Source organism: Mesorhizobium sp. CO1-1-7 (assembly GCF_020164885.1).
Classification (GTDB): Bacteria; Pseudomonadota; Alphaproteobacteria; order Rhizobiales; family Rhizobiaceae; genus Mesorhizobium; species Mesorhizobium australicum.
Map to the genome: position 1 here is coordinate 113835 of NZ_JAIUHA010000011.1, position 26522 is coordinate 140356.

A 26522-nucleotide genomic window follows, 5' to 3' on the forward strand; every position below is an offset into this window, starting at 1 on the left:
ATCTGTCGTCGTCCGGAATTAAGTGGGGCCGCTGACGTCGTGTGCGAAGTCTTTTCGGCGCTCGTGTAGAAGCTTGAGCGCGTCGCTGCCGCACGACGTGACACGGAGCGTGGTCTCGATCCGGGAAAGACGAATGCTGCCAACGCCGTTGGTAACGGCAGCGCAGTTCTGGAGTAGGTGGCAAAGCGCGCGAAGGGAGGTGTTTTCACCGTAGGTGGCGATTGCCTCGTAGCCGTCGGCCCCCTCAACGTTGTATTCGACGCCGATCCTTATGCAGTCCTCCCGCGTCGGCTGCCCGATCTCGAAACGCATGCCGATACGGCTTTCTATCTGATCCATTGCGTGGATATCGCGCCTCGTGCCCGCTAATCGATGAGTGTTGCCGGCGAGCAGTAAAGGGAAGCCGCAGCGCTCCTGAAGATGCAGCAGCTCCCGCAAAACAGTGGGTGTGAAGTTCTGATATTCGTCCACGAGCAACGGACGCGTCGGGCCGTATCGGGAGCCCAAAAAGTTCATGCAATCCTTCGCAAGATCGTATGTGTGCTTGCTGTCCTTTTGGACGCCGTAGGCGTCGTGCAGCATCAGGAACATCGGCCTGATAGCCTTGGTATGCTGCGCAACCTCACAATAGGCAGCTCCGCTTTCGGCGGCCATCGAGTTGAGCGCTACAGTCTTTCCGAGTCCCGCTTTGCCGACCGCAAGCACCGGATATCGCATCTTGACTGCCGTATCGAATGCGGCCCGCACGGTGAGCACAGCCCGGGTTTCAACGAATATCGTCATCCGACGATCCTCTTCACCAAATCCATCTGAGCGGCTATGCGCTCGTCCTGTTCGCGTCGGCGCTCTTCGGAGAGCAAGGGCTTCTTCGGCATCACGATCCGCGCCAGCCGCCGAGACGGGTCGAATGATAATTTGCCCGCCGGCTCGTTGGGGGTTACTTCAGGTTGATCCTGACCAAGCGCTATCAGCCGAGCTGCAACGTCGATTTTCGGGACCGAGCGAGCCATCTCCACGATCGCGCTGCGATGCGCCCTCGCCCGTGCTGCCGTGCATTGGGCGCCCCGATGATCAAGCGGATGAAGTGCAACATCGGGGGTGGCGATCCCGAGCCTGTTGCCCTTCATGTCCAGCACAAGCAGCTCGGCCGGCGCATGATAGACCGGCTCGCAGACCAGAACCTTATCATGCGTATACCGCCACAGCTCTTCGCAGGACCACCGACGCCCACGGATCTGAAACGCGCCTTGAATCACAGTGCGCTCGACATGGCGCGCTACGGATGCGCGGACCTCATCGCGGCTCATAGTGATCGCTGACCAGCCTGCAGCAACGTGCTGTTGAAAAATGGCGTTGGGCGAAAGTCCCTTGAGGCCGCTCTGCTTTCCCGTGGGCACGCTGTGATAGGCCTTTAGGAGACCGAAGAACGCCGGAACGAAGTCTTCGAAGGTGCCATAGGGCGCAACCGTCCGGCCGATCGCCTCCTGGCGCTTGTTCATACGGTTGCCGGCAATCCAGCCCGGTACTGAGCTCAGATAGCGAGACTCGAAGTCCCCGAACCAGCGTTCGATTGGCTTCGCCGCGGCGTTGTAAGGCAAGCATTGACAACCCTCACCGTGCGAGCCGGCCCATGAAATCCGGGCACGGTCAGTGTCGCGGCGGCGTCCAGGTATACGTCGCGAACCCATATTCCTTGCCGTTATCGATGTAGAGGGCTTCAGGCAGGCCGAAGGCAGGATGCTCCACCATGGCCGCGAAGACTTCGATCACATCACGATTGTTGACGCCGCCGCGCTTGTTAAATGCGATCAGATCACACCAGACGCGCCCGGTCGCCCAATCGAGAAACGCAATCAACTTCGCTGTACAAATCGAGCCCTCAGCCCGCGTCAGGTGGATGTCGATCGGGTGCACGTCTCCGACGACCAATTCCATCGGGCGCATGCCTTCGATGGAGCGCCGGCCGCGGGCGGCTGTCCTCGTAGGCTTTGCGGTTCGTTCGGAACTGGTGGACTTCCGGTAATGCAGCTCTTGCGAAACGAGCGTCCACGGGATCGAACAAGCTTGCTCGAAACTCGCAAAATCGCTGGTGCGGAACCCCCATGACCGGGTGGTCTCTACCAGGAAGTTACGGGCTAATAGCTTGACGTGTCCCCAAGCTGCGCCGGCTGCCAAAAGCCCTCGGATTTCCTGTTTTAGGTCCTCTGCAATTTTGGCCTTTGTGCTAGGGTCGAAGGGTACCAAAGCATCCCACTGCCGACTGATGACTACGCGTTTCTTGCCTTTATCGGCTCGGCCATGCCGGCCTCGGCATGCAATCGGCTTCGGACCTTTTCGAACCGTCGTTTCAATGGGCTTCAACCGGAGTTGCAACTCGGGTGGGAGTGAAGCCAAATTGACGAGATAATGCTTGCCCGCGTTGCCACCCTTACCCTGAACAACGCGCACCTCCAGGGCGTGCCCTCGCCAGTCGCCACGCTGACAGGCCTTCCAAACTGCCTGCCGCGAGATTCCTGCCGACTTGGCGAGCAGGTTGAGTGGGACGAACTCTTTCTTCGACATCGTGCGCTAGTCCCTAGCGGCGGAACGGAAACCACCGGGTAGCAACTGGAGTTATCTCTGTCGTGACAGCCAAACCTTGGATCTCCACGCAGCCTCAGGAGGCCGTATGTCAGCCATTGGCCGCAGTTCGTTTCGCGAGGGTATGGAAGAGTGACCGGTGGGGAGAGCTGGGCCTGGCCGATAGGGGTGCGGCGTTGGTTTACCAATCCTGGGGTCTTGGGTTGACCAATCCGCTGCCAACCGTAAGCGGGTTTACCAACAACGGCGGCCAGGTTCGATGCAAATCCAACCACTTGATGCCAGTCCAGAATTAAATGTCATTGAGGCCATTGGTAAACCTGATCTTAGGATCAGAAACTCCTACCTCGGCCTGAAAATGCTCTTGTTTTCAATCACATAGGCCACACACACGCAAGCCATAATTCCGGACTGGTAAACCCCACGAAATGCCAAATAATTCCGGACATCACACCATGTCACATATTTGTGCGATTCTCGAGCACAAATGAGGAACATAGCCTCCGCCATTGAGCGACTGGGACTATCGGCCAACGTCAGAAGGGAAGCGCATTTGAACCTTGAGCCAGGATCCTCTTCGTCCTCATGCTCGTGCTGCCGCATTGGCGACCACAAAGACTGCGTAGAGTGACTGGCGCGCGGTGATGAACAGGCGGTTGCGCTTGGCGCCGCCGAAGGTCAGGTTCGCCACCGTCTCTGGGATGCGGATCTTGCCGATCAGCGTGCCGTCGGGATCGAGGCAGTGGATGCCGTCGCCAGCGCCCGCCCAGATGCGGCCCGCTGTGTCCACGCGGAACCCGTCGAACAGGCCGGCCGTGCAAGTTGCGAAAACGCCGAGTTCCCCGAGCGTCGCATCTTCGACGGCGAACTTGCGGATGTGCCGCGGCCCGTCCTTCTGGTGCGTGATGCCGGTGTCGCCGACATAGAGGATGGCCTCGTCCGGCGAGAAGGCGAGACCGTTTGGCTTGGCCATCGTCGAGACGACCCGCGCCACCTCGCCCGTTAGGGGGTCGGCGCGGTAGACGTGGCAGCCCTCGATCTCCTGCTCGGAGCGGTCGCCCTCATAGTCGGTCGCGATGCCATAGGGCGGATCGGAAAACCACACAGTGCCGTCCGAGCGCACCACCACGTCGTTTGGCGAGTTCAGCCGCTTGCCTTCGAAACGGTCGGCGATCACCGTGATCGATCCGTCATGCTCGGTGCGGGTGACGCGTCGCGCGCGATGCTCGCAGGTGACCAGCCGCCCTTCCGTGTCGACTGTGTTGCCGTTGGCGTTGCTGGAGGGCGCACGAAACACTGAGACCACGCCGTTGGTATCGTCGTATCGCATGATGCGGTCGTTCGGGATGTCCGAGAAAACCAGATACCGCCCGGCCGCGAACCATGCCGGACCTTCCAGCCAGCGCCCGCCCGTCCACAGCCGCTCGACCGCCACATGGCCGACGAAACAGCTCTCGAACCGCTCGTCGAGAACCTCGAAGCCAGTGCCCTCTATGTCTCCGAACATGCCTCATCCTCTGCGAAACCGGAGCTATCGATAGCCTTCGGGGCGAGCCATTTTCAAGACTTGACCCGCAAAAATGTTAGCGATAACATCAGTGCCAATTCAGATCCGTTTGTTTGGCTTGGGAGGGCCATGGATGCGGCCCAAGCTCATAGAATTCATCGACATCTCCAAGCGCTTCGGGGGCACGCTGGCGTTGAAGTCGGTCTCGCTCGACATCCACGAGGGTGAGATCGTTGCGCTGCTGGGCGAGAACGGCGCCGGCAAATCGACTCTTATCAAGACGTTGGCCGGCATCTACAAGCGCGACCAGGGCGCGATCCGCTTTCGCGGCGAGGACTATCATCACCGCCCGCCTCGCCCCAACCTGCCGCAAAAGGTCGCCTTCATCCATCAGGATCTCGGCCTCATCGAATGGATGACGGTGGCCGAGAATGTCGGCATGGCGCAGGGTTTCTCGCGCCGCTCGGGCCTGATCGACTGGCGCGACACCGAGCGTCGTGCCGAGAGCGCCCTGGCCCTGGTCGGCTGCGCCTTCGATCCGGCGACGCGCGTCCAGGATCTTTCGCGCACCGAGAAATCGCTGGTTGCCATCGCCCGCGCGCTCGCTACCGAAGCCGACGTGCTGGTGCTCGACGAGCCGACGGCAAGCTTGCCCGCGGATGAGGTCGAACGCCTGTTCCAGGCACTGCGACCGTTGCGCGAGCGCGGCGTCGGCATGATCTATGTCTCGCACCGCCTGGATGAAGTGTTCCGCATTGCCGATCGGGTCGCCGTCATGCGGGACGGCCGCATGGTGGCGGTCAAGCCGGTCGCCGAGACGACGCCGCAGGAACTGGTCGATCTCATCGTCGGCCGCCCGGCGCACCAGATGTTCGCCAAGTCGCGCTGGCAGGACGGACCCGAGCGGCTGAAGGTCGAGGATTTGCGCTGCGGCAATGTCGGACCGGTCCACTTCGAGGCGCGGTCTGGCGAACTTCTGGGACTGGTTGGCCTGCGTGGTGCTGGACAGGAGGCCGTCGGCCGCGCGCTGTTTGGCGCCGAGCCTTTCGACGGCACTGTATTACTCGACGGCAAACGCCTCGACCTGTCCTCGGTCGGTGCGGCCCTTGCCGCCGGTGTCGGCTTGATTGCGCGCGACCGCACCGAGGAGTCGGTAGCGCTGTCGCTGTCCGTGCGCGAAAACATGTATCTCAATCCGTCCGCCGTCGGCCGCGGGCTTTTCTCCTTCATGACGCCGGCGCGGGAAAGCGAACTGACGCAGGAGCTCGGTACCCGGCTCGGGCTGCGGCCGAACGACCCGCACCTGCCGATCGAGGCGCTTTCCGGCGGTAACCAGCAGAAGGTGGTCGTCGGCCGCTGGCTGGCGACGGGTCGCAAGCTGCTGATCGCCGAGGATCCGACGGCGGGTGTCGATGTCGGCGCCAAGGCCGAAATCTATCGGCTGATCGCGGCAGCTGTCGAAGCCGGACTGGCGGTCGTCGTCGTTTCCACCGATTTCGAGGAAGTAGCGCATATCTGCCATCGCGCGCTCGTCTTCTCGCACAACCGCATCGTGCGCGAACTGGCCGGCGATGCCTTGACGACTGCTACGCTTATCCATGCCGCCTCCGTGTCCGAAGCCGCCTGAGGAGTATCCATGAACTCGATCAAATCGACGGCGCTGGAGCCGACCCGCTCGGAACTCTCAGGGCTCAGCCTTGGCCAGAAGGCGGCGCGCTACCTGCCGGTCTACGGCCTGCCGATCCTGACGCTGCTGCTCATCCTGCTGTTCTCGCTGCTCCTGCCGCGCACCTTCCCGACGCTGCTGAATTTGCGTTCCATCGTCTCCGACAAGGCGATCATCGCCTTGCTGTCGCTGGCGGCGATGATCCCCATGGCCTCGGGCCGCATCGACCTGACGGTCGGCTACGGCATCGTGCTCTGGCATATCCTGGCCATCAGCCTGCAGACCGCCTTCGGCATCCCCTGGCCGATCGCGGTGCTGATCGTCCTGCTGCTCGGCGTCGTGACCGGCTTCATCAACGGCCTGCTGGTCGAGGTGGCACGCATCGATTCCTTCATCGCCACGCTCGGCACCGGCACCGTGCTCTATGCACTCGCCATGTGGTACACGGGCGGCCGGCAGGTTGTCGGCGTGCTTCCCGAAGGCTTCCTCGCCCTCAACGGGACGATGCTGTTCGGCCTGCCGATCACTGGCTACTACGTGATCGTCCTGGCACTGGTGATGTGGCTTGTGCTCGAATACATGCCGATCGGCCGCTACCTCTACGCTATCGGTGCCAATCCCAAGGCTGCAGCGCTCAACGGCATACCGGTGCAGAAATTCGTCATGGGCGCGTTCGTCGCCTCGGGCGCGCTGACGGCGCTTGGCGGCGTGCTGCTCGCCTCCAAGCTCCGCATCGGGCAGGCCAGCGTCGGCCTTGAATATCTGTTGCCGGCGCTGGTCGGCGCCTTCCTGGGATCGACCACCATCAAACCCGGCCGCGTCAATGTCTGGGGCACGATCATCGGCGTCGTCATCCTCGCCGCCGGCATTTCCGGCATCCAGCAGTTCGGTGGCTCGTTCTGGGTCGAGCCGCTCTTCAACGGCGTCACCTTGCTCGTGGCGATCGGCATCGCCGGCTACGCGCAGCGCCGCCGCGGCGCTGTCGTGCCGCCGCCATCCACCGGCCAATCACCCGCGCACCAACCAACAAAGAAAACCGACAATGCTTAATGGGAGAAGAAACATGCATCGCAGAACAGTCCTTCAGCTCGGCGTCGCCTGCCTGGCGCTCAGTATCGCCTCGACCGCCCGGGCCGACCCGATGGCCGACGCCAAGGCAGTGGTCGGCAAATATGCCAGTAAGGTCGACAAATGGGATGGCCCGACGACCGGACCGAAGGGCGCGGCCGGCAAGACGATCGTGGTGCTTGGCGCCGACATGAAGAACGGCGGCATCCTTGGCGTCACCAAGGGCGTCGAGGAAGCAGCGGCAGCCCTCGGCTGGACCGTCAAGACACTTGACGGCGCCGGCTCCATCGGCGGCCGCACCGCGGCCTTCGGCCAAGCGCTGGCGCTCAATCCCGACGGCATTATTATCAACGGGTTCGATGCCGTCGAGCAGAAGCCGGCGCTGGAGCAGGCCAGGGCGGCCAAGATTCCGATGGCGGCATGGCATGCGGCGCCGACGGTCGGTCCGATCGACGATCTCGGCATCATCGCCAACGTCTCGACCGATCCGATGGAAGTGTCGAAGGCTGCCGCCGACTGGGCTTTTGTCGACGCCAAGGGCAAGCCCGGCGTCATCATCTTCACCGACTCGACCTACCAGATCGCCATCGCCAAGGCCGACCGCATGAAGAAGGAAATCGAGGATCTCGGCGGCACAGTGCTCGAATATGTCGACACGCCAATCGCCGAGACCTCGCAACGCATGCCGCAGCTCACCACCTCGCTGCTGCAGAAATACGGCGACCAGTGGACTCACTCATTGGCGATCAACGACCTCTATTTCGACTTCATGGGACCGTCACTGGCGGCGGCCGGAAAGTCCGGCACCGACGCGCCGATCAACGTGGCGGCAGGCGACGGTTCCGAATCGGCTTACCAGCGCATCCGCTCCGGCCAGTTCCAGAAGGTGACGGTTGCCGAACCCCTGAACCTGCAAGGTTGGCAGCTCGTCGATGAGCTCAACCGCGCCATGGCCGGCGATAAATGGTCCGGCTACATCTCGCCGCTGCATGTTGTGACGTCGGACAATGTCGAATTCGACGGCGGGCCGGATAACCGGTTCGATCCGGGCAACGGCTACCGCGACCAGTACAAGAAGATCTGGGGCAAATAGGCGCCGACGAGTACCTCTGCCAACGGGCAGGACGGTCAACGGCCGGCGGGAAAACCGCCGGCCGTTCTGTTTTGCCCAGTCTCAGGCCGTATGACGCGCGATCACCTTCGGCGTCATGCCGACGACCACCCGGTCGTCAGGCGCCCGGCGCCCGTTGAGCAGGTCGAGCACGAGTTCGGCGACACGGATGCCGATCTCATGCGCCTCGACATCGATCGTGGTGATCGAAGGCACCGACTGTTCGGCGAGGTCATAGGCGCCGAAACCGGCAATCGCGACGTCGTCGGGAACGCGGATGCCGCGCCTCACGCATTCCATCAGCGCGCCGAAAGCCGAAAGATCCGACACGCACATCACGGCTTGCGTGTCCGGCCAGCGCGAGATCATCTCGACCATGGCGGTGGCGCCCTCGCGCATCGATATCGGCGGCACGCCGGAGGCAATGATGCGCGAGCCATCGAGGCCGCGTTCCTGCAGGGCCGCGACGAAGCCGCGCCGGCGATCGAGGCCACGCGTGTCGCGCGACGTGTCGCCGCCGATGAAGCCGAGCCTCGAGTAGCCACGCTGAATGAAATGATCGACCATCAGCCGTCCGGCCGCGGCGTTGGAGAAGCCGACGACGTGACCGATCGGATCGTCCGGCAGGTCCCAGGTCTCCACCACCGGCACGCCGGCATTCTCCAGCATCTTGCGGCAGCGCGGCGTGTGCCGGCCGCCGGCGACGATGATTGCTTCCGGCCGCCGCCTCAGCAGTTGGCCGACCAGGCGCTCCTCCTCCTCGACATTGTAGTCGGTGAAGCCAAGCAGGATCTCCAGCCCGCTGTCACGCAGGCCCTCGGTCATGCCGCGCACCGTGTCGGCGAAGTTGGCGTTGTTGATCGAAGGGATCGTCACCGCGACGAAACCGGAGCGGCGCGACGACAGGTTGGCGGCGATACTGTCGAAGACATAGCCGAGCTCTTCCGCCGCCTGCAGGATGCGGTCGCGCGTGTCGGTGCTCACCGACGCGTCGCTCTTGAAGGCGCGCGACACCGTCATCGTCGAGACGTTGGCGCGATGCGCGACGTCGGCCATGGTTGGGCGTTTGGGCGGAGGCTGCATCGCCGTACGTTATCGATATCACTGCGGAATGCAACGCGCCGCGATGCTTATGAAAAGGCGATCTGAACCTTCATCGCCCGGCTGCGGTCATTGGCAAGTTCGAAGCCGGACAAGGCCTCGTCGCAGGCCACGGTGTGGGTGATCAGCGGCTTGACGTCGATCAGTCCCTTGCGCATCAGCTCGACCCCGACGGCGAATTCGGGGTGGAAGCGGAACGACCCGTTGATGGACAGTTCCTTGGCGGTGACCACCGACATAGGCAATGCCATCTCCGCACCACCAAGGCCGAGCTGAACGATCGTGCCGCGCGGCCGCAGCGCCGCGATGCCTTGCGCCAGCGCCGCCGCCGCCCCCGAGCATTCATAGAGGATGTCGAACGTCCCCTTGTCGGCGAGATAGGGCGCCAGCCCTTCCGGATCGGTTTTTGTGTTGATGGTCTTGTCGGCGCCGGCGCGCATTGCCATCGCCAGGGTGAAATCGGTGATGTCGACCGCGACGATCTCGGCAGCGCCCGCCCGCCGCGCGCTGAGGATCGACAAGAGGCCGATCGGTCCGCAGCCGGTCACCAGCACGCGCTTGCCGAGTATTTCGCCGGCCCGGCGTGTGGCGTGGAGACAAACCGCCAGCGGTTCGGCCATCGCCGCCTCGCCGGCGCTCAATCCGTCGGCCGGGACGCATTGCAGCGCGTCCGCCACTAGCATTTCGCGGAACGCACCCTGGATGTGCGGAAACGGCATGGCGCTGCCGTAGAAGCGCATGTTGAGGCACTGGTTGTGCATCCCTTCGCGGCAGTAGCGGCAGCTGTAGCAGGGCCGCGACGGCGACACCGCGACCAGTTGGCCGGGCTTGAGCCCGCTGACGCCAGAACCCAGCTTTTCGATGACGCCGGACACCTCGTGGCCGAGAATCATCGGCTCCTTCAGGCGCACCGTTCCGAAGCCGCCATGATTGTAGTAGTGCAGATCGCTGCCGCAGATGCCGCCGGCGGCGAGACGCACCAGCACCTGGCCCGGGCCCGGCGCCTCGACCGGACGGTCCTCGATGCGCAGGTCCTTGGCGGCGTGGATGACGATCGACTTCATGGTCAGCGAACTCCTCGGGCAATTCCAGGAACAATGTGCAGCGGTTTTCCGTCCGAATCTGCGTGAGACAAGCCTAGAGCACCGGCGTGAGCAATGGCTGGCCGGCGAAATGGGCGGCAAGATTGTCGCGCACCAGTTTGCCCATCGCCTTGCGCGTTTCGATGGTGCCCGACGCATGGTGCGGCTGCAGCAGCACATTGTCGAGCGCCAGGAAGCGCGGATTGAGCTTCGGCTCGCCTTCGAACACGTCGAGCGCGGCGGAGCCGAGCACCTTCGTCTCGAGCGCATCGAGCAACGCGTCCTCGTCGATGTTGGAGGCGCGCGAGATGTTGATCAGCATGCCGTCCTCGCCGAGCGCCGCGAGCACATCCTTGTTGACGATGTGGCGCGTCGCGGCCGATGCGGCAAGCGTCACGAACAGGAAATCCGAACGCCTGGCCAGTGCGTCCGGATCGGCGACGAATTCCCAATCCGGGGCGAAATCCTTCGGCGCGACGTCGCTGTAGGCAATGTCCATGTCGAAGCCGGCGAGACGCTTGGCTACCTCGTAGCCGATGCGGCCGAGTCCAAGCACGCCGGCCCGCCGGCCCCAGACGCGGCGCTTGAGCGGGTAGAGCCCCTTCGCCGCCCAGCTGCCGTCGCGCACCCACCGTTCGGCACCGATCATGCCGCGCGACTGGCACAGCATCATGGCGATGCCGAGATCGGCGACGTCGTTGGTCAGCACGTCCGGCGTGTTGGTGACCCGCACGCCTCGCTCCCGGCATGCCGCGAGATCGACCGCATCGAAACCGACGCCGTAGACGGAAACAACCTCAAGCGAAGGGCACGCCTCGATCATGGCGCGGTTCGCGCCGAGTTCGCCGCGCGTGGCTATGCCGCGCACTTGCGGCCCGATCCCGGCGAGGAAAGCCTGCTTGTCGTCGGCCGCGAAATAGCGGTGCACCGTGAAGGCTTCGTTGAGCGGCTCCTCGTCCCATGCCGGATAGGGTCCAACCTGAAGGATGTGAGGCCGCTGCATCGCTATTCTCTCCACTTGACTTGACAGATGATGTTATCGATAACATAAGACGCTCAGCGACGAGAGGCAATCGGAAAATGTCATCCAATCTGTTCAATCTCGGCGGGCGCACCGCGCTCGTGACCGGCTCCTCTCAGGGCATCGGATTTGCTTTGGCCAAAGGGCTGGCCGAGGCCGGCGCCAGAGTGGTGCTCAACGGCCGTGACGAGGCGAAGCTCACGGTTGCGGCTGGGCAGATTCCAGGCGCTGCGACGCTTGCCTTCGACGCGACCGACCACGACGCCGTCAGGGCCGCAATCGACGCCTTCGAGCAAGCCAGCGAGCCGATCGACGTTCTCGTCAACAATGCCGGCATGCAGTTCCGCACGCCGCTGGAGGATTTTCCCGCCGATGCGTTCGAACGCCTGCTGCAGACCAATGTCGCCAGCGTCTTCCATGTCGGCCAGGCGGTGGCCCGGCACATGATCAAGCGCGGTCGCGGCAAGATCATCAACATCGCCAGCGTGCAGACCGCGCTCGCCCGGCCGAGCATCGCGCCCTACACGGCGACCAAGGGCGCCGTCGGCAATTTGACCAAGGGCATGGCGACCGACTGGGCCAGGCACGGCCTGCAATGCAATGCGATCGCGCCCGGCTATTTCGACACGCCGCTCAACGCGGCACTCGTCGCCGACCCGGCCTTCAGCGCATGGCTCGAAAAGCGCACCCCGGCCGGCCGCTGGGGCAAGGTCGAGGAGCTGGTCGGCGCCTGCGTCTTCCTGGCCTCCGACGCATCATCCTTTGTCAACGGACACATTCTCTATGTCGATGGCGGCATCACAGCTTCGATCTGACGGGCCGCCGCGCATGGTGGTCATGGGCGTTACCGGTTCGGGCAAGACGACGATCGGCGTGGCGCTGGCCCGCGCTATTTCCGCGACATTCGTGGACGGTGACCAACTCCACCCTGAGGCCAACATCGCCAAGATGAGCGCCGGCATTCCGCTGGACGATGCCGACCGGTGGCCATGGCTGTCCAAGGTGGGCGAAACGCTGCGGCTAGGGCCCGCGCCGGTCATCGTCGGCTGCTCGGCGCTGAAGCGCGCCTATCGCGATTTCATCGCCGAGCAGGCGGGCGCGCCGGTGCTGTTCATCCATCTCGACGGCTCGCGCGAGCTGATCTCGAAGCGCATGCATGAGCGCACCGGCCACTTCATGCCGGCCAGCCTGCTCGACAGCCAGTTCGCGACACTGGAAGTGCCGGGCAAGGACGAGAATGCGATCGCCGTGCCGATCGACGCGCCGCTCGACGAGATTGTTGCGGACATAACAGCGAAATTCGGGGAGCGACCATCATGACCAACGCAGTCGCCTTGATCGGCGCCGGCGCCATGGGCGGGGCAATCGGCGAACGCCTGCTCGCCACCGGCAACCGCCTTTTCGTGTTCGATCTCGACAAGGCCAAGGTTGAGGTGCTGCTCACCAAAGGCGCGACCGCCATGGCGAGCGCGGCCGAGGCCGCCGGCGCGTCCGACTACGTGATCCTTAGCCTTAATTCGGCGGCGATCGTGCGCCGCGCCGTGTTCGGCGATGCCGGCGTGGCGGCTGGGGCGAAGCCCGGTACGCTGATCATCGACATGTCGTCCATCGACCCCGACGCGACGCGCCAACTCGCCGCTGACGTCAGCGAGAAGGGTTTACGCTGGGTCGACAGTCCGCTGTCTGGCGGCGCGCCCAAGGCGCTGACCGGAGAATTGACGCTGATGGCCGGCGGCGAAGCCGAGGACGTGGCCGACGCCTACAAGGTGCTGCGCCACGTCGCCACCAATTACACGCATATGGGCCCGGCCGGAGCGGGGCAGACGACCAAGCTGATCAATCAGGTGCTGTGCGCGCTGAACTTCATGGCTGTCGCCGAAGCGACCAAGCTGGCGCTCGACGCCGGCGTCGACGCGCTCAAGATCCCGCAGGCGCTGAAAGGCGGCCGCGCCGACAGCGCCATCCTGCAGGAATACCTGCCGCGCTTCGCCACCCGCGACTACCGGCGAACCGGCCGCATCGACAACATGGTGAAGGACCTCAACGCCGCCCAGGACCTGGCGCGGCGCACGCACACCGCAATGCCGCTGACGGCCGTCTGCGCCGAGGTGCACCGGCTATTGACGGCCGCAGGGCTGGGCGGCGAGGACCAGGCGGCACTGATGGAATTTTTCCAACGCAAGGATGAGGAACCGAGCAGATGATCACGCGCTATGCGTTCTTTGAAGGCAAAGTGAAGGAAGGTCAGATCGAAGCGTTCCGCAAGGACGTGATTGAGACGGTTCTGCCGAAGTGGAAGGCTTTCCCGGGCGCGCTCGACGTTCGAGTCAGCTTCGCGGAAAAACGCGACGATGGTGCGCCTGAATTTCCGATGATCCTGGCGATCAACTACCCAGATATGGCGGCCGTCGACGCGGCTTTGGCCAGCCCCGCACGCGCTGAATCGCGTGCCGCGACAGAGGCTGTGTTGTCCAGGTACTTCGAGGGTCGCATTCACCACCACGTCACCATCGCCAACGAGTTTTCATTGGCCGGAGATTGACGAATCTTAGGACATGTATCTGGCCCACTGCACTTCCCATTCATCGTTCTGCTCGAGCAGGATTGTGCCGACGAGGCGCACGATCGCATCGTCGTTCGGGAAGATTCCGACGACCTCGGTGCGCTGCTTGATCTCGCCGTTGAGACGCTGTGGCGTCCGGAATTATCTGTCGCAGTCCGGAATTTAGTCAAGGCGTCGCTGTCGCGCGCAAGTGCCTACGCTGAGATTCTGACGTCATCTGTCTCAAGGGGTTGTGGGGGAAGTACAGAGCCGTATCTTGGCCGATAAGGCTGCTGCTTTGGTTTACCAATCCTGGGGTTTGGGTTGACCAATTGGTTGCCGACCGCAAGCGGGTTTACCAATAAGGGCGGTTATATTCTATGCGAATCCAATCACTTAATGCCAATCCAGAATTAACTGTCATTGGGGCCATTGGCAAACTCGATGTTAGGGTCGGAACCCCCCTACCCTCAGCCAGAAAAACTCTTCTTTTCAATCACATAGTTCACCCGCCGCCGACCCATATTTCCGGACTGGTAAACCCCGTGAAATGCCAAATAATTCCGGACATCACACCAGTGTGCCGTCCGGAATTATCTGTCGCTGTCCGGAATTAAGCCGGGCTGCGGAGGTCGTCTGCGGCGGCGTTTCGGCGCTCGTGTAGAAGCCTGAGCACATCGCTGCCGCACGACATGCCGCGAAGCGTGGTCTCTATCCGGGGAAGACGAATGCTGCCGAAGCCGCTGGTCCCGGCAGCGCAATTCTGGAGGAGATGGCAAAGCGCGCGAAGGGAGGTGTTCTCACCGTAGATAACTATCGCTTCGTAGGCGTCGGCTCCCTCAACGTTGTGTTCCTCGCCGATCCTCACGCAGTCCTCCCGCGTCGGCTGCCCGATCTCGAAACGCATGCCGATACGGCTTTCGATCTGATCCACAGCGTGGGTATCACGCCTCGTGGCCGCTAACCGATGAGTATTGCCGGCGAGCAGTAAGGCGAAGCCGCAGCGCTCCTGAAGATGCAGCAGCTCCCGCAAAACAGTGGGTGTGAAGTTCTGATATTCGTCCACCAGTAACGGACGCGTCGGGCCGTATCGGGCGCCCAAAAAATTCATGCAATCCTTCGCAAGATCGTATGTGTGCTTGCTGTCGCTTTGGACGCCGTAGGCATCATGCAGCATCAGGAACATCGGCCTGATAGCCTTGGTATGCTGCGCAACCTCACAATAGGCAGCGCCGCTTTGCGCCGCTATCCAGTTGAGCGCTACAGTCTTTCCGACTCCGGCTTTGCCGACCGCGAGCACCGGATATCGCCTCTTGACCGCCGTATCGAATGCAGCCCGTACGGTGAACGCGGCGCGGGTTTCGATAAACGTCATCCGACGATCCTCTTCGCCAAGTCCATCTGAACGGCTATGCGCTCGTCTTGTTCGCGTCGGCGCTCTTCGGAGGTCGAAGCCCCCTTCGGCATTACGATCCGCGCCGGCCGCTTCGCCGGATGGTAAGAGACGATGCCGACAGGCTCGTTGGGGACCGTGTCAGGCTGGGCTTCGCCGCGTGCGATCAGGCGTGCAGCCACGTCGATATCAGGCGCTGACCGATCGAGATCACGCACCGCCTGCCGATGCACCCTTGCGCGTTCGGCTGATGCTTTTGCGCCGCGCTTGTCGAGCGGATGGAATTCGACATCGGGAGAGGCTATGCCGACTCGTTCACCATGCCGGTCAAGCAACAGCAACTCGGCCGGTGTGTGATAGGCCGGCACACGGACCCAAATCTTCTCGTACTGGTAAGCTTGCAATTCCGGGCATGTCCAATGACGGCCACCGACCGATATCGCACCCTGAACAACCGACCGCTCTTCGGTTCGCGCACATGCCGCGCGCACTTCATCGCGGCTCATCGCAGTCGGCGCCCATCCCGCCTCGACGTGTTTGCGGTATGTGGCTTCAGGTGAGAGACCTTTGAGCGCGCTCTTCTTGCCCTGTGCAGTGTAATTATAGGTGCGCACAAAGCCTTCTATGGCTGGCACCACATCTTCGAACGCGCCGAACGGAGCGACCGTCCTGCCGATCGCCTCCTGCTTCTTGCTCATTCGGTTGCCGCCGATGTGGCCGCGCGCCGTGCTGAAATAGCGCGTCTCCAAGTCACCGAATAAACGCTCAATCGGCTTTGCGGAGGCGTTGTAGGGCAAAGCATTGATGACGTGGGTTGATCGGGACGGGCCATGGAAGCCCGGCACGGTAAGCTGCATGGCATCGTCCAGAAAGGCGGCGAAGCCGAATTCTTTGCCGTTGTCGAAATAGAGCGACTGCGGCATGCCCCACGCTTCGATCATGGCTGCGAAGACTTCGATCACGTCGCGGTTTTGCACGCCGCCGCGCTTTTCGAAAAAGATCAGCCCGATCCAGAGGCGCTGCGTCGCCCAGTCTAAGAAGCCGATCAGTCTAGCAGTGGCGACTGTGCCGTCAGGACGAGTGAGGTGAATGTCCACAGGGTGAACATCGCCTACCACCAACTCCATCGGCTGCATGCCGGCGAGGGTGCGACGGATGCGCGGCCGGCGATCATCATAGGCCTTATGGTCGCGCTTAAACCGGTGGACGTTTCGGAAGTGGAGCTCCGCCGAGACGAGTTCGGTTGGGATAGAACAAGCGCGCTCCAGCACGTTGGGATCGCCGGGACGGAAGCCCCAGGCCCGAGTCGCGTCGATCAGGAACTTCTCGGCTTCTTGCAGGGTGTGGCCCCACGACATGCCTCCTTTGAGCAGGCCGCGGATTTCCTGTTTTAGGTCCTCCGCGATTTTCGCCTTGGTGGGGGCGTCGAACGGGACGAGCCTGTCCCACTTCCGGCTTATGACGACACGCTTCTTGCCCTTGTCCGATCGACCATGCCGTCCGACCTTCATGCCTTCGTCAAAGCGTGCGGCATGACGCTGTAGCGTCCGCAGGGAATAGCTGACCGCCCTACCCTCCAGTTCCGCGTTGACTTGTCTGCTCGCTCGGCCAGGGCGTCGGCGCGGGCAGTCGAGTTGGCTGGATGCTGAAGCGCTGGCCCCAGGTAATCGAGCCACCATGCGTGTTCTGCCGTCCTGTCGATGATTGATTTCGAGTGGTTTTCAAGGAGGGTTTGAGAGACCTCTAAACGGTGCTGGTATTCGAGCGGCAGAGACGTGGAATTCACCTGATATTGCTCTCCGGCGTTCCCGCCGCGCCGACCATTGACCTTCCGCACTTCGAGCGGATTCTTGCGCCAGTGACGCCGACGAAGAGCGCGATGAGCGACTTGTCGCCTAATGCCGACCAGCTCAGCAAACTCAACTGTAGACAGCCACTCACCCATAGCTAGCTACCTGGCGTCGACGCGGGGCAATTCCTGAGAATTTTGTGGGGATATGCTTACATCGCGAACGTGTAGGCTATTTGAAGATCGTCCGAGACCAACTCGCGGAGGCAATCTGCAATAGCGCTTGGTCGTGAGCTCGATGACCTCTCCGCTAGGGACTGGGCCAGTTGGATCGCTGATAACCGCCTCCGGATATTCCAGGAGATCGATGAGGCAGATCGCATCGACGAAACGATTAACGACCAATGTCTGGCGAGCCGTCTTGTCGGGTTGGTCATGCGCACCACAGACGGGAATCTGCTGACCGCAGCTGAACTGAAACGAATTCGCCGAAAGGTGCGAGCGCCACTCGCTCGATGAGGGTTACCAAAACCTGTCGCTGGGGGTTACCAATGCGCCTGTGGGGTGGCCTTAGGTTCCCAAACTTGGCCGTAATAAGCTCAATCAAAACAACTCCTTAAAGCCAGTCGGGAATTGATTGTCGTTGGGGCACATTGGTAACCTATTGTCCAAAGGGCATTGGTAACCTCTTCGGGCGAAAGCGGCGGGATATCATCCACTTAGCAGTCCGGCCAACGACAGATAATTCTGGACTCTCGCCCCTACCGACGACAGATAATTCGGGACGCCATACCAGTATGGCGTCGGGAATTATCTGTCGTTGTCGGGAATTAATCCGGACTTCGGAGAGGCCGGGTCCATTACGAAACGATCAATGATCTGTGTGTCTAGCCGCCGCCGCGGTCAGAAATCTGCGGGGTTTCACCGTCCCCGAGTGGGAGCGGTAGTCGCTCGTTGACGGTTACCAAACCTGTCGCTGGTGGGTTACCAATGCGCGTAACGGATGGCGTTGGGTTACCAATCGAGGCTACAATTAGCTAAATGAATGCAACGCCGACATGGGGTGCAGAGTTGCAGAGAAGCTGCGTAGAGCCGCCTGCGACAGTCATCGAAATTACCGGTGTTAACACCAAACATGCACGCGCCGTGGCAAAATTCATGGAGCCGGATATCATCAAGGCATGCCATGAAGGCTATGTGAACCAAGGCGGCTTCGCCTCGCCTGAGGAGTGCATTCGCCAGACGAAAGCGGACCTTCTCGGCGATGCAATTCGTGCGGAAGCAAATTGCAGTAAGGGCACCATCAATTTGGGGCATATGTCCTTCAAAATACCCCTTGAAAATAACTGCGCATCAGGCGGAATTTTTGCCGCACCAGCTTTCACAATGCTCCGCCCCAAATATCGGGGCAAGGTCGTTAAACCGTAAGGAAAGGCCATTGCGCGCACACCGAACTTTTCGAGCGCAAAAATTGCATTCTGATCGTTTGAACAACAAGTGTTCAGTTTGAAAACTGGAGCACGGGAACAGTCTTGTTTCGAAGCCCACCTCTTCTGGCAACACACCGACTCCTGCGCAGCTTGTCCTTGCAGCGCCCTTTCACGGCGGTAACAGGGGTTCGATTCCCCTTGGGCGTACCAGATAAATCAAGCACTTAGCTGTTACCTTTCGGCCCTGTCCAAGATTTGGCCAATATTCATCCAGAATCGCGCGTTTGCCGGCCGGTCCATGCGAAGACGCTAGATGCGCGTAGTGCTATTCTCTCGGCTACCAAAATGTCGCGTCCGCATAGGCCCATCGCCGCTTCGCTCTTGGTCTGATCCGCCGCCCACCTCAATGATTCCGACCAGTGCGCGAACAAACTGAACCATATCGTTTGCCGTGACTGCTGCCTCGTCAGGACTTTGCCCAATGTGCTCGGCGGCTGCGCAACATGACAGGCGGATGAGATCGTAGTGTGAATCCCTTTCATCCTCCGGAAACGCCGCTATTTTAAGGGCTCGGCGATAAATCAACCGCAGCAATTGTTCGAGAGCTGTTCCGACGACACTCATGCGTTTGCTCCGCATTGGTCGAGCGTTTTCCGGCGTCCAGAGCGCGCGTTGTAACGTCGATGAGGGAGGTGGTTTTCCCGTCCCGTGTGTGGAAGGGTGCGTCACAGCCGTTAACATATCGTTTCTTGCTAATATAAGACGCGTCGCAGAAGCCGCCCTGCAACTAGGCTGGGGCCACGTCTCCTCAGAAATTGTTCGTGTGTAGGACCAATGACGGGGCTTCGCGGGCCGATTCTACAATTGACGATGATCTTACGTAGCGTTAACTTCTTATTAGCTTTTGCTAACAAAGAGGGCTTCCAATGAAAACCGCTATCGTTTGCGCGGCGATTGTGCTTGCCGCGTCGAGCGCCGCTATGGCGCACGAGATGAAGAAGCCAACAGTCACTGCCGAAAAGACATGTGCAGGCATGTCGATCAAGGCGGCAGCAGCCGCCAAACTTGACTGCACCGCTACCGGAACCGCCAATTCACCACAGACGGACATGGGCAGTAATTCCAAGCCCCGCCTCGGCTATGAGACGAGCAGTCCCCAGGTGTTCTCTTTCGGGCTCTAGGGGTTGATGGTCGATTTTAGGGAGACGCTCACGCACGAGGCCGGCGAGTTGGCTTTCGCCGAGGAAAGGCGGGCCGGAGCACTACGGCGCAAGCTCGCGCTTCACGATGAAACGGGGGCAAAGCTAAAATCTGCCGTCGACTACGCTGCCTCTGCGGCTGCTCGCGTTCATAGATATCACCCCGTCATTGAGGAAACGCCGCAATGCCCGCGCTGCTGGATATTGCGAGCAAAGAAGGAGCCTTTGAGCAATCAAGTGAGCGGCGAAAAAAACGATTTGTTCAAGTGCCGCGAATGCGGGTACGAGATGCCCTTGGAGCCTTGAGGCCCTTGAGGCCCCGGAAGCCGAAGCGGCCGGGGCCAAAATTGATCAACAGATTTCGATTAATCTTCAAAGACCATTTCGCTGTCGACGCACACCTCCCGCTCATGGTCGCCACGCGCGCCGTCTGCCCAACAGGTTTGATTGTGGTGACGGTTCGGCGCGCCTAGCGTCGGTTCCTCGTTGCCGTCGTCCTCAGTGTCGCAGTCGTCCTGTTCCCGATCGTCGTAAGGGCTGCCCCTGCCATCATCAAAGCCCCTGACGGTCTGCGGGCCGAGCGCACACCAGCCAAGCCAAGGTTCGAGGTCGGCACCGTCTTCCAGATCGCAATCCACCTCCATCAGGTCGAGCGCCGTGATGAGGCTCATGGCGCGGTCGAGGAGATCGTTCAACTGCCTTTCGATCGCCTGCCGCCATGTCCGTGGATCGGTGCCGAGTGGCATACCCAGCGGCTTAAGAACGGCAACAGTCTTCAACAGTTCGCTCACGGTGATGCCGGCATTCATGGCGTCGTCCCCAGTGTCGCCTTGAATTGTGCGAAGACTTTATCGTGGTACCTCAAGCTGCGAATGTAAGCCAAGATATCAGCACGAGGCGCGCCGCTCTCTTGCATCCATACAATGTGGGTAAGCCACTCATGCATCTGCGCACGATAGGCGGCTGCGATATGTGGCGGCAGCGTGTCCAACAGGGCTTCGAGGCGCGCGAGTTTGGCATGAGCGCTTTCCCTGGTGGGCGGTGTGGGCGGTGTGATCAGAAGAGCCAGCGGTGCCGGCAATGCCGCTGTAGCGCCAGCTATGGCCGGCAGACAGGCAATGACGCCGAAGGCGGCGCGCCGTGAGAGGTGCGCGCTCATGACTGCACCTCGAAATAGGCCAACGCTGCGGTAAGGAGCGGGTCGACAATTCCGCTGCGTTCAAATGCCCTATTCTCTTCGGCAATCAGCTTCAGCGCTTCTATGGCGCTGCTGCGCGTCTTTGCTGGCTCATGCCATTTCTCAAGTGCCGCGAATGGCCGTTCGTATGTTATCGCGGCATAGGCGTCAGCCGCATCGTCGTCGTCTGGCGTGCTTGCATTGAAGGCAGCAAGGCCGGCGCGATAGGCACGGATGGAGTCGAGCAGCGGATCTTTGATCCGGATGGCAGTGGAAGCCGCAGTAGCGGCTCCCAGGGCCGGCAGAGAGGCAAGCCCGGCAAGGACGAGCCGGCGAGAAAATCGCCCGGTGATGATGTGCATTCCCTCGACAGCAGGCATAGCTTCGCTGGCCGCCGGAACATGGGTGTTCGGCATGGTGGTTGCCTCCAAATGGTGATATTTACACCATTAAAGGTAATGCCATAGCCGGTTTGCTGTCAACAACGTTTGGTGATAAAAACACCACATGAGACCAGTACAATGCCGTATGGGGCGCGCCGCCCTCAATTGGAGCACTCTCGACCTAGCCAAGGCGGCTGGCGTTGGGGGAAATACAGTCAATCGATTTGAGGCTGGACAGGACGCCCGCCTGAGCAGCGTGGACAAGATGCGCGCGGCACTCGAATCGGCCGGGGTCGAGTTCATTCCTGAGAATGGCGGCGGCGCTGGCGTGAGGCTTCGGAAGGCCTAAAGGCGCAAGTTCGCTTGCACGCGTGCTGGAGTTGCGCAAGTATTGGCGGATTGACTGGGGGAGCATAGTGCTGTGGTTGGGGAAAATTCCTGTGGTTTGCACTAGTGATTGTCGCTGGCGATGCAGAAGCTCAAACCCTTCAGGGCATCGAAAACTGTCGGCAGTTGGTAAACGGCGCGGACCGGCTGGCGTGCTACGACGGCCTAGGAACGAGCGCGCCATCAGTAGAAACAGGCCAAAAATCTGCGGCCCCCGTTACTCTCGCCAAAGCTCGATTCAACATCCAAGCCAAAAATTACGAACAGCAGATTTTCAACCCTCGGATTGAACTGCATATGTCATTTACCAATTCAACGGCCAAGAGAGTATCGGCCCTGGCTTTGGTAGTGTCCATCAAAGATGCGTTCGGCGATGTAGTCCTAAGCGGTGACAGTAAATTGGATGTCAACATCGGGCCGGGCGCGACCGAGACAAGCCCCACCTTCCTAATTTGGGAGGACAACCAGTTCCTTAACGACGATCCCTACAGCAAGATGGTTGGCCCGGTGGATGCGGGGACCGCAACGGCCGAGATCGCAATCAAGAAGGTGGTCTACCAAGACGGAACAGTTGAGTCCTACTAACCAAAAAGGGGGAGGGAAAACATGCCGCACATCGAGCGCATCGAGAAACGTAAGCGCGGTTTCTTCGGAATTATTTTCTGGTGGATGTTCCTGGCCTTCAACGCGCTGATGGGGCTCTGGATATTCTACGCCATCAAGATTTCCAGCGAGCACTACCAAGCCACAACAGATGCAGCCGGACAGGCTGGCACTGCGATCGGCGGGACACTTGCGGTTGGCATGCTGCTTTGGCTGTGGGTGTTCGGCGACATCATTCTCGGTTTGCTGGTCGCGCTTTCCCGAGGGAAGAAAATCACCATCGAGCGGACTGTCGCCTGATGACAACCAGATTGAGATACAGAGCCAACAGAATTTCACTGGCGCCGGCAGCTTTCCGAGCGGTGGGGGCCTGCTGTGGTTGCAGGCGGGGTTACGGCAAAAGGCAGTGACGCACACTTGGCGCCAATGACGGATTGAAGCGTCCAGTTCTTGCCCAATAAACGAGGCCTCTATTCTTTTCCCCCGCCTAATTTTGGTCAGTGCTTGCACTCCTGCCTTGATTGCGCGATTGCTCAGTTAGGGCAACAATTGGGGCGGGGCTGCGTGATACCGATGCGTCGGGTCATCGCGCACGGCGATGGCATGATCACAGACTTATTTCTCACAGCGGTCGCTGCGTTTTCTATTCTGATTCCACTCTACTTCATCCTCAAATGACAGGCGTCGGCTCCAGTTTCGCCGTGAACAAACCGGGGATTCACAGATTCGCGCACCGGGTATATGTTGCCAGGCATGGAACACGCTTTCGATGACATCGCCAGCGCCTTGAAAGCCCCTCAGACTGGCCAGGGAAGCCGCTACAGCGCGTTTGCTCTGAAGATGGCAGCGAACTTGGTCCTCGGCTTCGCTATCGGCCTGGGAATCGCCATAGGCCATGCTGTAGCGGGCTAGCGGCCCATATTTGCGCTATTGCTAATATTAGGCCATGATCCCTTTGCCGGGAGGGATCGCCGGCATGGCCCGGTTGCCGGCCTCCAACCCAAAACACCCCACGGCAGCCGGGTCGCCCGTTTATTACCGGCCGCCCTTAGCGTCCCCATAGAGGTTTTGCCCCATGCCCGACGTCTTGTTGGAATCGGGCGAGTAGATCAGCCCGACCGTCTTGCACTGGCAAACGTCGCATTTCAGCTTTGGCCTCAGATCCCACTCCATTGCGGGCATGTCCGGTCCAAATCGGTGGCGTAGCTTTTCGAGCGGTAGGGTCTTGCAGTGGTTGCAGGCCCGGTTCTGGCAAAAGGCAGTGACGCACATCTTGGCGTCTATCAGCGATTGAAGCGTCCAGTTCTTGCCTATCAAAGCACAGTGTCCCTATTTTTCCCGAAAGTCCTTCAGAGAGGCGTGACGTAGCTTCTCCTCGCCCTTCAGGAACCGCACGCGGCCGACCAGACCCGGCTTCAGCCATTCTGCCTTGTCGCTCTTAAGCCCCCTTGGAACAGGTCCGCCGACCTTCCCCTGCACGCGATCCCATAACGCTTGCCGTTTGTCAGCCTTGAAGGTGACAAAGGCGCCACCGGCATAACGGCCTTTGTCGGCCATCAGCACCATCGCGGGTTTCCCCGCCTCACGCTGCACGCCAATGATGTCCATTTCCTTTTCGGCATAGCACTTGATCTTGCGCCAGTTCATCGTCGGCCCGCTGCGGTATGTGCTGTCCTTGCGCTTTGAAACCATGCCCTCCAGGCCGGCTTGGTCGACAAGGTGATAGACGGCATCGCCGGTCCCAGGCATGGCTTCGCTGAACTGGATGCGGCCGCCGGTCGGGATCAATGCCTGGAGAATGTCGCGGCGGTCTTCCACCGGCATGTCACGCAAATCGTGACCATTGAGGTGCAGGAGGTCGAACGCCACCAGATAAAGGTCGCGCGACTGCGTGCGGCTGGTTACGGCTGATTGCATCGCATGGAAGTCAGACAGGCCAGCTTCGTTGATGGTGATCGCCTCGCCGTCAATGATGAAGTCTTTCGCTTCGATCGCCGCTGCTTCGCCGGCAAGCTGGATATATCGGCCGGTCCAGTCGTAGCCATTCTTGGTGATCAGCCGAATCCCGTCCTCATCCTTGATGACCTGAGTGCGGTACCCATCGAACTTGATTTCGTGGATCCACTCATCGCCTTGGGGCGGGGTATCGACCAGTTCGGGCTCCATCGGCTTAATGAACTTCAGACGCATGAACACACTCGCAAAACCTCGACTCAATTAGCTTTGTCTAAAATTGTTCCGAAGGGAGACGCCGACGCCGAAACAAAGCGACCGATCGCACGTTGCGAATCTCGCCACAGGAGGAACGTTAATGGCCGACGACAAGAGCAAGCGTGATGCCCGCGATCGGAACCGCGTATCGGGTGAAGAGGATTATGAGGTCGCCTATTTCGCCCGGAAATTCCAGCTCACCATGCCGGAGGTGCGAGACCTCATTGCGAAGCACGGCAACGACCGTGAGACGCTAGAGCGAGAGGCAAAAGCGCTTGGAAACCGCTGAGCCCGAGATATTCGAGCGGCTTCGCGCTCTGCCCTCGATGATGATCTCCGCCGAGGACTGTGACGAGGCCCTTGGCCTGATCAGGATGGCAATCGAGGCGACCTGTCCGGCTGGCGTGCTGGCTAGCCGAGAGATGGTCAATGCGCTCTATGGGCCGACCCCGATCCATGAGGCCGAGGCGCTGGCCAAAGCGATCATCGCCACGGTGGAGAAGCTGACCAGCTAGACGAACCACCAAATGGCCGCCAGCACAATTGCTGCAGCGATGAGACCCGCCGATCCAGTCCTGGCATACCTACGACGCGCCGCTTTGCGGGCTGCTGCTGGCGCATACGCGCTGTAAAGACGCTGGCCGTCTTCGGCGAAGCGGTCGCTGTTCGGGTAAGCTTTTTTGGGCTTCTGCCGTGGTCGAAGTATCCCCATGAAGGACGATGATAAACGAGATGCAGAACGCCCGCCACCCAGTGGGCCCGCCTCCTGGCAGTACGGGCAGGGAAGCGGGCCCGGCCAGGGGGGACATCCTGACCAGCAGCGGGGAGCTGCCACGTTTCGAACTTGCCGAGAAATACCAAGTTCCCACATGCGCACAAAATGCCCGCCGGCCGGAGCCAGCGGGCAGCTGACAGAAGTGGAGAACCGCCGGAGTAGCCGGCTGGCTCCCGAACCTTTGACTCTGACGTATGTTCCAGTGAGGCCCGCACCCCACCCCACTGTAGAGCGCGGGCCGGCCAGCGTCGCGAAAGACCCGGACGCGCCGCCGCCTAGGCCGGAACTTGCGACTGGTCGAGCTGTTCCCGACCCGAACACGAAAACCCGCCGGGCGTAGCCCTAGCGGGCTGCTTTGCATGGATCGGCTAGCCGGCCGACTTCGAGATGACGATCACCTGGGCCGCGATCCTCGATGTCCTACCGACGCTTCTTCGGCCCGCACGGAACGAAATAAACTCTATCCTGGATTCGCGCTGACCATCTCAGAATTTGTAGTTAATCTTGGCGACGACAGTGTTCTCGGTCTCGCGAGCGCTGAGCACGAAGGCCGGGCCTGCTAAGCTGCTGGCGCCATCTTTCGAGCCAAAATCGTAATAGTTCCATTCGACGCCAGCGGTCCAATGGTCACTGAAAGCGTAGTCAACGCCGAGGCCAGCAGTCCAACCTACCCGAGACCCACCCCCAAAGGATTGAAGCAAAAGCTGCGTCTCCGCGAACTTGTACTTGCTGAATGCAACGCCGCCATCGCCATAGATAAGCACCCGATCGATTGCGTACCCGAGGCGTCCGCGCACCGAACCCAGATAGTCCTGCTTGGTCTGGCAGACCGACCCTGGCGTAGCCGGACATTGACTATCGCCCTTTACCGAAGAGCCTGCGAAATCGCCCTCGATGCCTATGACGAATTGGTTGATCTGGTAGTTGTAACCGATCTGTCCGCCGTACACGGCTCCGGACCCGTTTGTATTGAAGGGAGCGAAGCTCCCCGGAGGGATTGCCGGCGACCATCGGCTGTCATTCCAGGCGCCTCCGACTTGTGCGCCGATATAGAAGCCGGTCCATGAGTACGGCATCGCGGCGACCGGCTCAACGAAGTCGGCAGCCAGGACTGGAGAAGAAGCTGCCAGAAACGCAACGGAACAGATGAGCGCGAGTTTCATGCCTTCGTCTCCAAATTCATCAACTTGTAGCTTTGCGCATTTTCTCAGGAAGAGTCTGCGCTACTTTTGCAACAGGGCGGATATTCTAGCGCTCGGTCGCGCATTGGATATCGTGCGTTTGCAGGCGCACGCTTTAGGCGTTGCTAGACGCAAAACTGCTGTGCGCCGCTTCAGGACCGATGAGGCAACGACCGCGACGCCGCGTCCTATCGATATGGCCGGCCGGGCGCCACAGTATCAAAAAACAGCAAGCACGCTGCGACCGATAGGACGTCGACTAGCAGTTCGTCCCCGGTCAATCCGAGAAAGTGGGCGAAATCACAAGCCAACACCA

At 60.9% G+C, this 26522-nt stretch carries 28 protein-coding genes and 1 pseudogene; 13 read left to right on the forward strand and 16 right to left on the reverse strand.

The features are described from left to right. Positions 1 to 18: 18 nt before the first annotated feature. The 4 genes from LB516_RS23810 to LB516_RS23825 form a co-directional block, all read right to left on the reverse strand. On the reverse strand, positions 19 to 783 hold the full coding sequence (locus tag LB516_RS23810) for an AAA family ATPase (protein ID WP_140663769.1): 765 nt from the start codon (positions 781 to 783) through the stop codon (positions 19 to 21). Further along, positions 780 to 1598: a hypothetical protein gene (locus LB516_RS23815; protein ID WP_140663771.1), complete on the reverse strand. Its 819-nt coding sequence runs from the start codon at positions 1596 to 1598 to the stop codon at positions 780 to 782. The genes LB516_RS23810 and LB516_RS23815 overlap by 4 nt, the downstream gene beginning before the upstream one ends. Before the next feature lie 49 nt (positions 1599 to 1647). Then, positions 1648 to 2562, reverse strand: coding sequence for a hypothetical protein (locus tag LB516_RS23820; protein ID WP_140663773.1), 915 nt, complete (start codon positions 2560 to 2562; stop codon positions 1648 to 1650). Between the two features lie 601 nt (positions 2563 to 3163). Beyond that, a complete protein-coding gene (locus tag LB516_RS23825; protein ID WP_140722063.1) occupies positions 3164 to 4087 on the reverse strand; it encodes an SMP-30/gluconolactonase/LRE family protein in 924 nt (307 codons plus the stop codon). A gap of 133 nt (positions 4088 to 4220) precedes the next feature. Here LB516_RS23825 and LB516_RS23830 point away from each other — a divergent pair, with 133 nt between their 5' ends. Genes LB516_RS23830 through LB516_RS23840 form a run of 3 tightly spaced genes read left to right on the forward strand, consistent with a single transcriptional unit; the run spans position 4221 to position 7914 of the window. Next, complete coding sequence (locus LB516_RS23830) at positions 4221 to 5714, forward strand: sugar ABC transporter ATP-binding protein (RefSeq protein WP_140663777.1); 1494 nt, start codon at positions 4221 to 4223, stop codon at positions 5712 to 5714. A gap of 9 nt (positions 5715 to 5723) precedes the next feature. Continuing rightward, complete coding sequence (locus tag LB516_RS23835; RefSeq protein WP_140722061.1) at positions 5724 to 6803, forward strand: ABC transporter permease; 1080 nt, start codon at positions 5724 to 5726, stop codon at positions 6801 to 6803. 13 nt (positions 6804 to 6816) lie between these two features. Further along, entirely contained in the window at positions 6817 to 7914 is a 1098-nt protein-coding gene (locus LB516_RS23840) for a substrate-binding domain-containing protein (protein WP_140663781.1), read from the forward strand. Positions 7915 to 7995: 81 nt separating this feature from the next. Here LB516_RS23840 and LB516_RS23845 read toward each other — a convergent pair whose 3' ends face one another. From LB516_RS23845 to LB516_RS23855, 3 genes are all read right to left on the reverse strand, one after another. Next, complete coding sequence (locus LB516_RS23845; RefSeq protein ID WP_140663782.1) at positions 7996 to 8988, reverse strand: LacI family DNA-binding transcriptional regulator; 993 nt, start codon at positions 8986 to 8988, stop codon at positions 7996 to 7998. Between the two features lie 74 nt (positions 8989 to 9062). Next, positions 9063 to 10097, reverse strand: coding sequence for an L-idonate 5-dehydrogenase (locus LB516_RS23850; protein ID WP_140663784.1), 1035 nt, complete (start codon positions 10095 to 10097; stop codon positions 9063 to 9065). Between the two features lie 73 nt (positions 10098 to 10170). Next, a complete protein-coding gene (locus tag LB516_RS23855) occupies positions 10171 to 11118 on the reverse strand; it encodes a 2-hydroxyacid dehydrogenase (RefSeq protein ID WP_140722058.1) in 948 nt (315 codons plus the stop codon). 77 nt (positions 11119 to 11195) lie between these two features. On the opposite strand from LB516_RS23855, the gene LB516_RS23860 reads away from it, so the two are divergent. The 4 genes from LB516_RS23860 to LB516_RS23875 are packed head-to-tail and all read left to right on the forward strand — an operon-like array spanning position 11196 to position 13678. Further along, entirely contained in the window at positions 11196 to 11951 is a 756-nt protein-coding gene (locus LB516_RS23860; protein WP_140663788.1) for an SDR family oxidoreductase, read from the forward strand. A 13-nt stretch (positions 11952 to 11964) separates the two neighbouring features. Beyond that, positions 11965 to 12456 carry a gluconokinase gene (locus tag LB516_RS23865; RefSeq protein ID WP_263492628.1) on the forward strand — a complete coding sequence of 164 codons (492 nt, stop codon included), beginning with the start codon at positions 11965 to 11967 and terminating at the stop codon, positions 12454 to 12456. Further along, positions 12453 to 13340 (forward strand): NAD(P)-dependent oxidoreductase, encoded by an 888-nt coding sequence (locus LB516_RS23870; RefSeq protein ID WP_140663792.1) that lies wholly within the window; start codon positions 12453 to 12455, stop codon positions 13338 to 13340. Before LB516_RS23865 ends, LB516_RS23870 begins: the two co-directional genes overlap by 4 nt. Further along, the gene (locus tag LB516_RS23875; RefSeq protein ID WP_140663793.1) at positions 13337 to 13678 is read left to right on the forward strand and encodes a hypothetical protein; all 342 of its coding nucleotides are present in this window, start codon (positions 13337 to 13339) and stop codon (positions 13676 to 13678) included. Before LB516_RS23870 ends, LB516_RS23875 begins: the two co-directional genes overlap by 4 nt. 6 nt (positions 13679 to 13684) lie before the next feature. On the opposite strand, the pseudogene LB516_RS23880 reads toward LB516_RS23875, so the two are convergent. From LB516_RS23880 to LB516_RS23895, 4 genes and pseudogenes are all read right to left on the reverse strand, one after another. After that, positions 13685 to 13828 (reverse strand): annotated as a pseudogene (locus tag LB516_RS23880) (transposase); the annotation flags it as partial. A 463-nt stretch (positions 13829 to 14291) separates the two neighbouring features. Continuing rightward, on the reverse strand, positions 14292 to 15053 hold the full coding sequence (locus tag LB516_RS23885; RefSeq protein ID WP_140663795.1) for an ATP-binding protein: 762 nt from the start codon (positions 15051 to 15053) through the stop codon (positions 14292 to 14294). Further along, positions 15050 to 16582 carry a hypothetical protein gene (locus LB516_RS23890; RefSeq protein ID WP_140722055.1) on the reverse strand — a complete coding sequence of 511 codons (1533 nt, stop codon included), beginning with the start codon at positions 16580 to 16582 and terminating at the stop codon, positions 15050 to 15052. Before LB516_RS23890 ends, LB516_RS23885 begins: the two co-directional genes overlap by 4 nt. Continuing rightward, positions 16579 to 17016, reverse strand: coding sequence for a hypothetical protein (locus LB516_RS23895; protein WP_140663799.1), 438 nt, complete (start codon positions 17014 to 17016; stop codon positions 16579 to 16581). Before LB516_RS23895 ends, LB516_RS23890 begins: the two co-directional genes overlap by 4 nt. Before the next feature lie 885 nt (positions 17017 to 17901). Here LB516_RS23895 and LB516_RS23900 point away from each other — a divergent pair. Further along, on the forward strand, positions 17902 to 18288 hold the full coding sequence (locus LB516_RS23900) for a hypothetical protein (protein ID WP_140663801.1): 387 nt from the start codon (positions 17902 to 17904) through the stop codon (positions 18286 to 18288). 928 nt (positions 18289 to 19216) lie between these two features. After that, positions 19217 to 19471 carry a hypothetical protein gene (locus LB516_RS23905; protein WP_140663803.1) on the forward strand — a complete coding sequence of 85 codons (255 nt, stop codon included), beginning with the start codon at positions 19217 to 19219 and terminating at the stop codon, positions 19469 to 19471. A gap of 383 nt (positions 19472 to 19854) precedes the next feature. Here LB516_RS23905 and LB516_RS23910 read toward each other — a convergent pair whose 3' ends face one another. Genes LB516_RS23910 through LB516_RS23920 form a run of 3 tightly spaced genes read right to left on the reverse strand, consistent with a single transcriptional unit; the run spans position 19855 to position 21082 of the window. After that, a complete protein-coding gene (locus LB516_RS23910; RefSeq protein ID WP_140663806.1) occupies positions 19855 to 20298 on the reverse strand; it encodes a hypothetical protein in 444 nt (147 codons plus the stop codon). Further along, positions 20295 to 20648, reverse strand: a complete 354-nt coding sequence (locus tag LB516_RS23915) for a hypothetical protein (RefSeq protein WP_140663809.1) — start codon at positions 20646 to 20648, stop codon at positions 20295 to 20297. The genes LB516_RS23910 and LB516_RS23915 overlap by 4 nt, the downstream gene beginning before the upstream one ends. Continuing rightward, the gene (locus LB516_RS23920; protein WP_140663812.1) at positions 20645 to 21082 is read right to left on the reverse strand and encodes a hypothetical protein; all 438 of its coding nucleotides are present in this window, start codon (positions 21080 to 21082) and stop codon (positions 20645 to 20647) included. The genes LB516_RS23915 and LB516_RS23920 overlap by 4 nt, the downstream gene beginning before the upstream one ends. 420 nt (positions 21083 to 21502) lie before the next feature. On the opposite strand from LB516_RS23920, the gene LB516_RS23930 reads away from it, so the two are divergent. Together LB516_RS23930 and LB516_RS23935 are read left to right on the forward strand one after the other, a co-directional pair. Then, complete coding sequence (locus LB516_RS23930) at positions 21503 to 22021, forward strand: hypothetical protein (protein ID WP_140722052.1); 519 nt, start codon at positions 21503 to 21505, stop codon at positions 22019 to 22021. A gap of 21 nt (positions 22022 to 22042) precedes the next feature. Next, a complete protein-coding gene (locus LB516_RS23935) occupies positions 22043 to 22339 on the forward strand; it encodes a hypothetical protein (RefSeq protein WP_140663821.1) in 297 nt (98 codons plus the stop codon). A 1029-nt stretch (positions 22340 to 23368) separates the two neighbouring features. Here LB516_RS23935 and LB516_RS23940 read toward each other — a convergent pair. Further along, entirely contained in the window at positions 23369 to 24229 is an 861-nt protein-coding gene (locus LB516_RS23940; RefSeq protein WP_140663824.1) for an RNA ligase family protein, read from the reverse strand. 121 nt (positions 24230 to 24350) lie between these two features. Between LB516_RS23940 and LB516_RS23945 the strand changes: the two genes are divergently transcribed. Further along, the gene (locus LB516_RS23945; protein ID WP_140663827.1) at positions 24351 to 24539 is read left to right on the forward strand and encodes a DUF3606 domain-containing protein; all 189 of its coding nucleotides are present in this window, start codon (positions 24351 to 24353) and stop codon (positions 24537 to 24539) included. Next, entirely contained in the window at positions 24526 to 24765 is a 240-nt protein-coding gene (locus LB516_RS23950) for a hypothetical protein (RefSeq protein ID WP_224720462.1), read from the forward strand. Before LB516_RS23945 ends, LB516_RS23950 begins: the two co-directional genes overlap by 14 nt. A 745-nt stretch (positions 24766 to 25510) precedes the next feature. Here the strand turns inward: LB516_RS23950 and LB516_RS23955 are convergent. Then, positions 25511 to 26188 carry an outer membrane protein gene (locus LB516_RS23955; RefSeq protein WP_224720463.1) on the reverse strand — a complete coding sequence of 226 codons (678 nt, stop codon included), beginning with the start codon at positions 26186 to 26188 and terminating at the stop codon, positions 25511 to 25513. Positions 26189 to 26522: the final 334 nt, after the last annotated feature.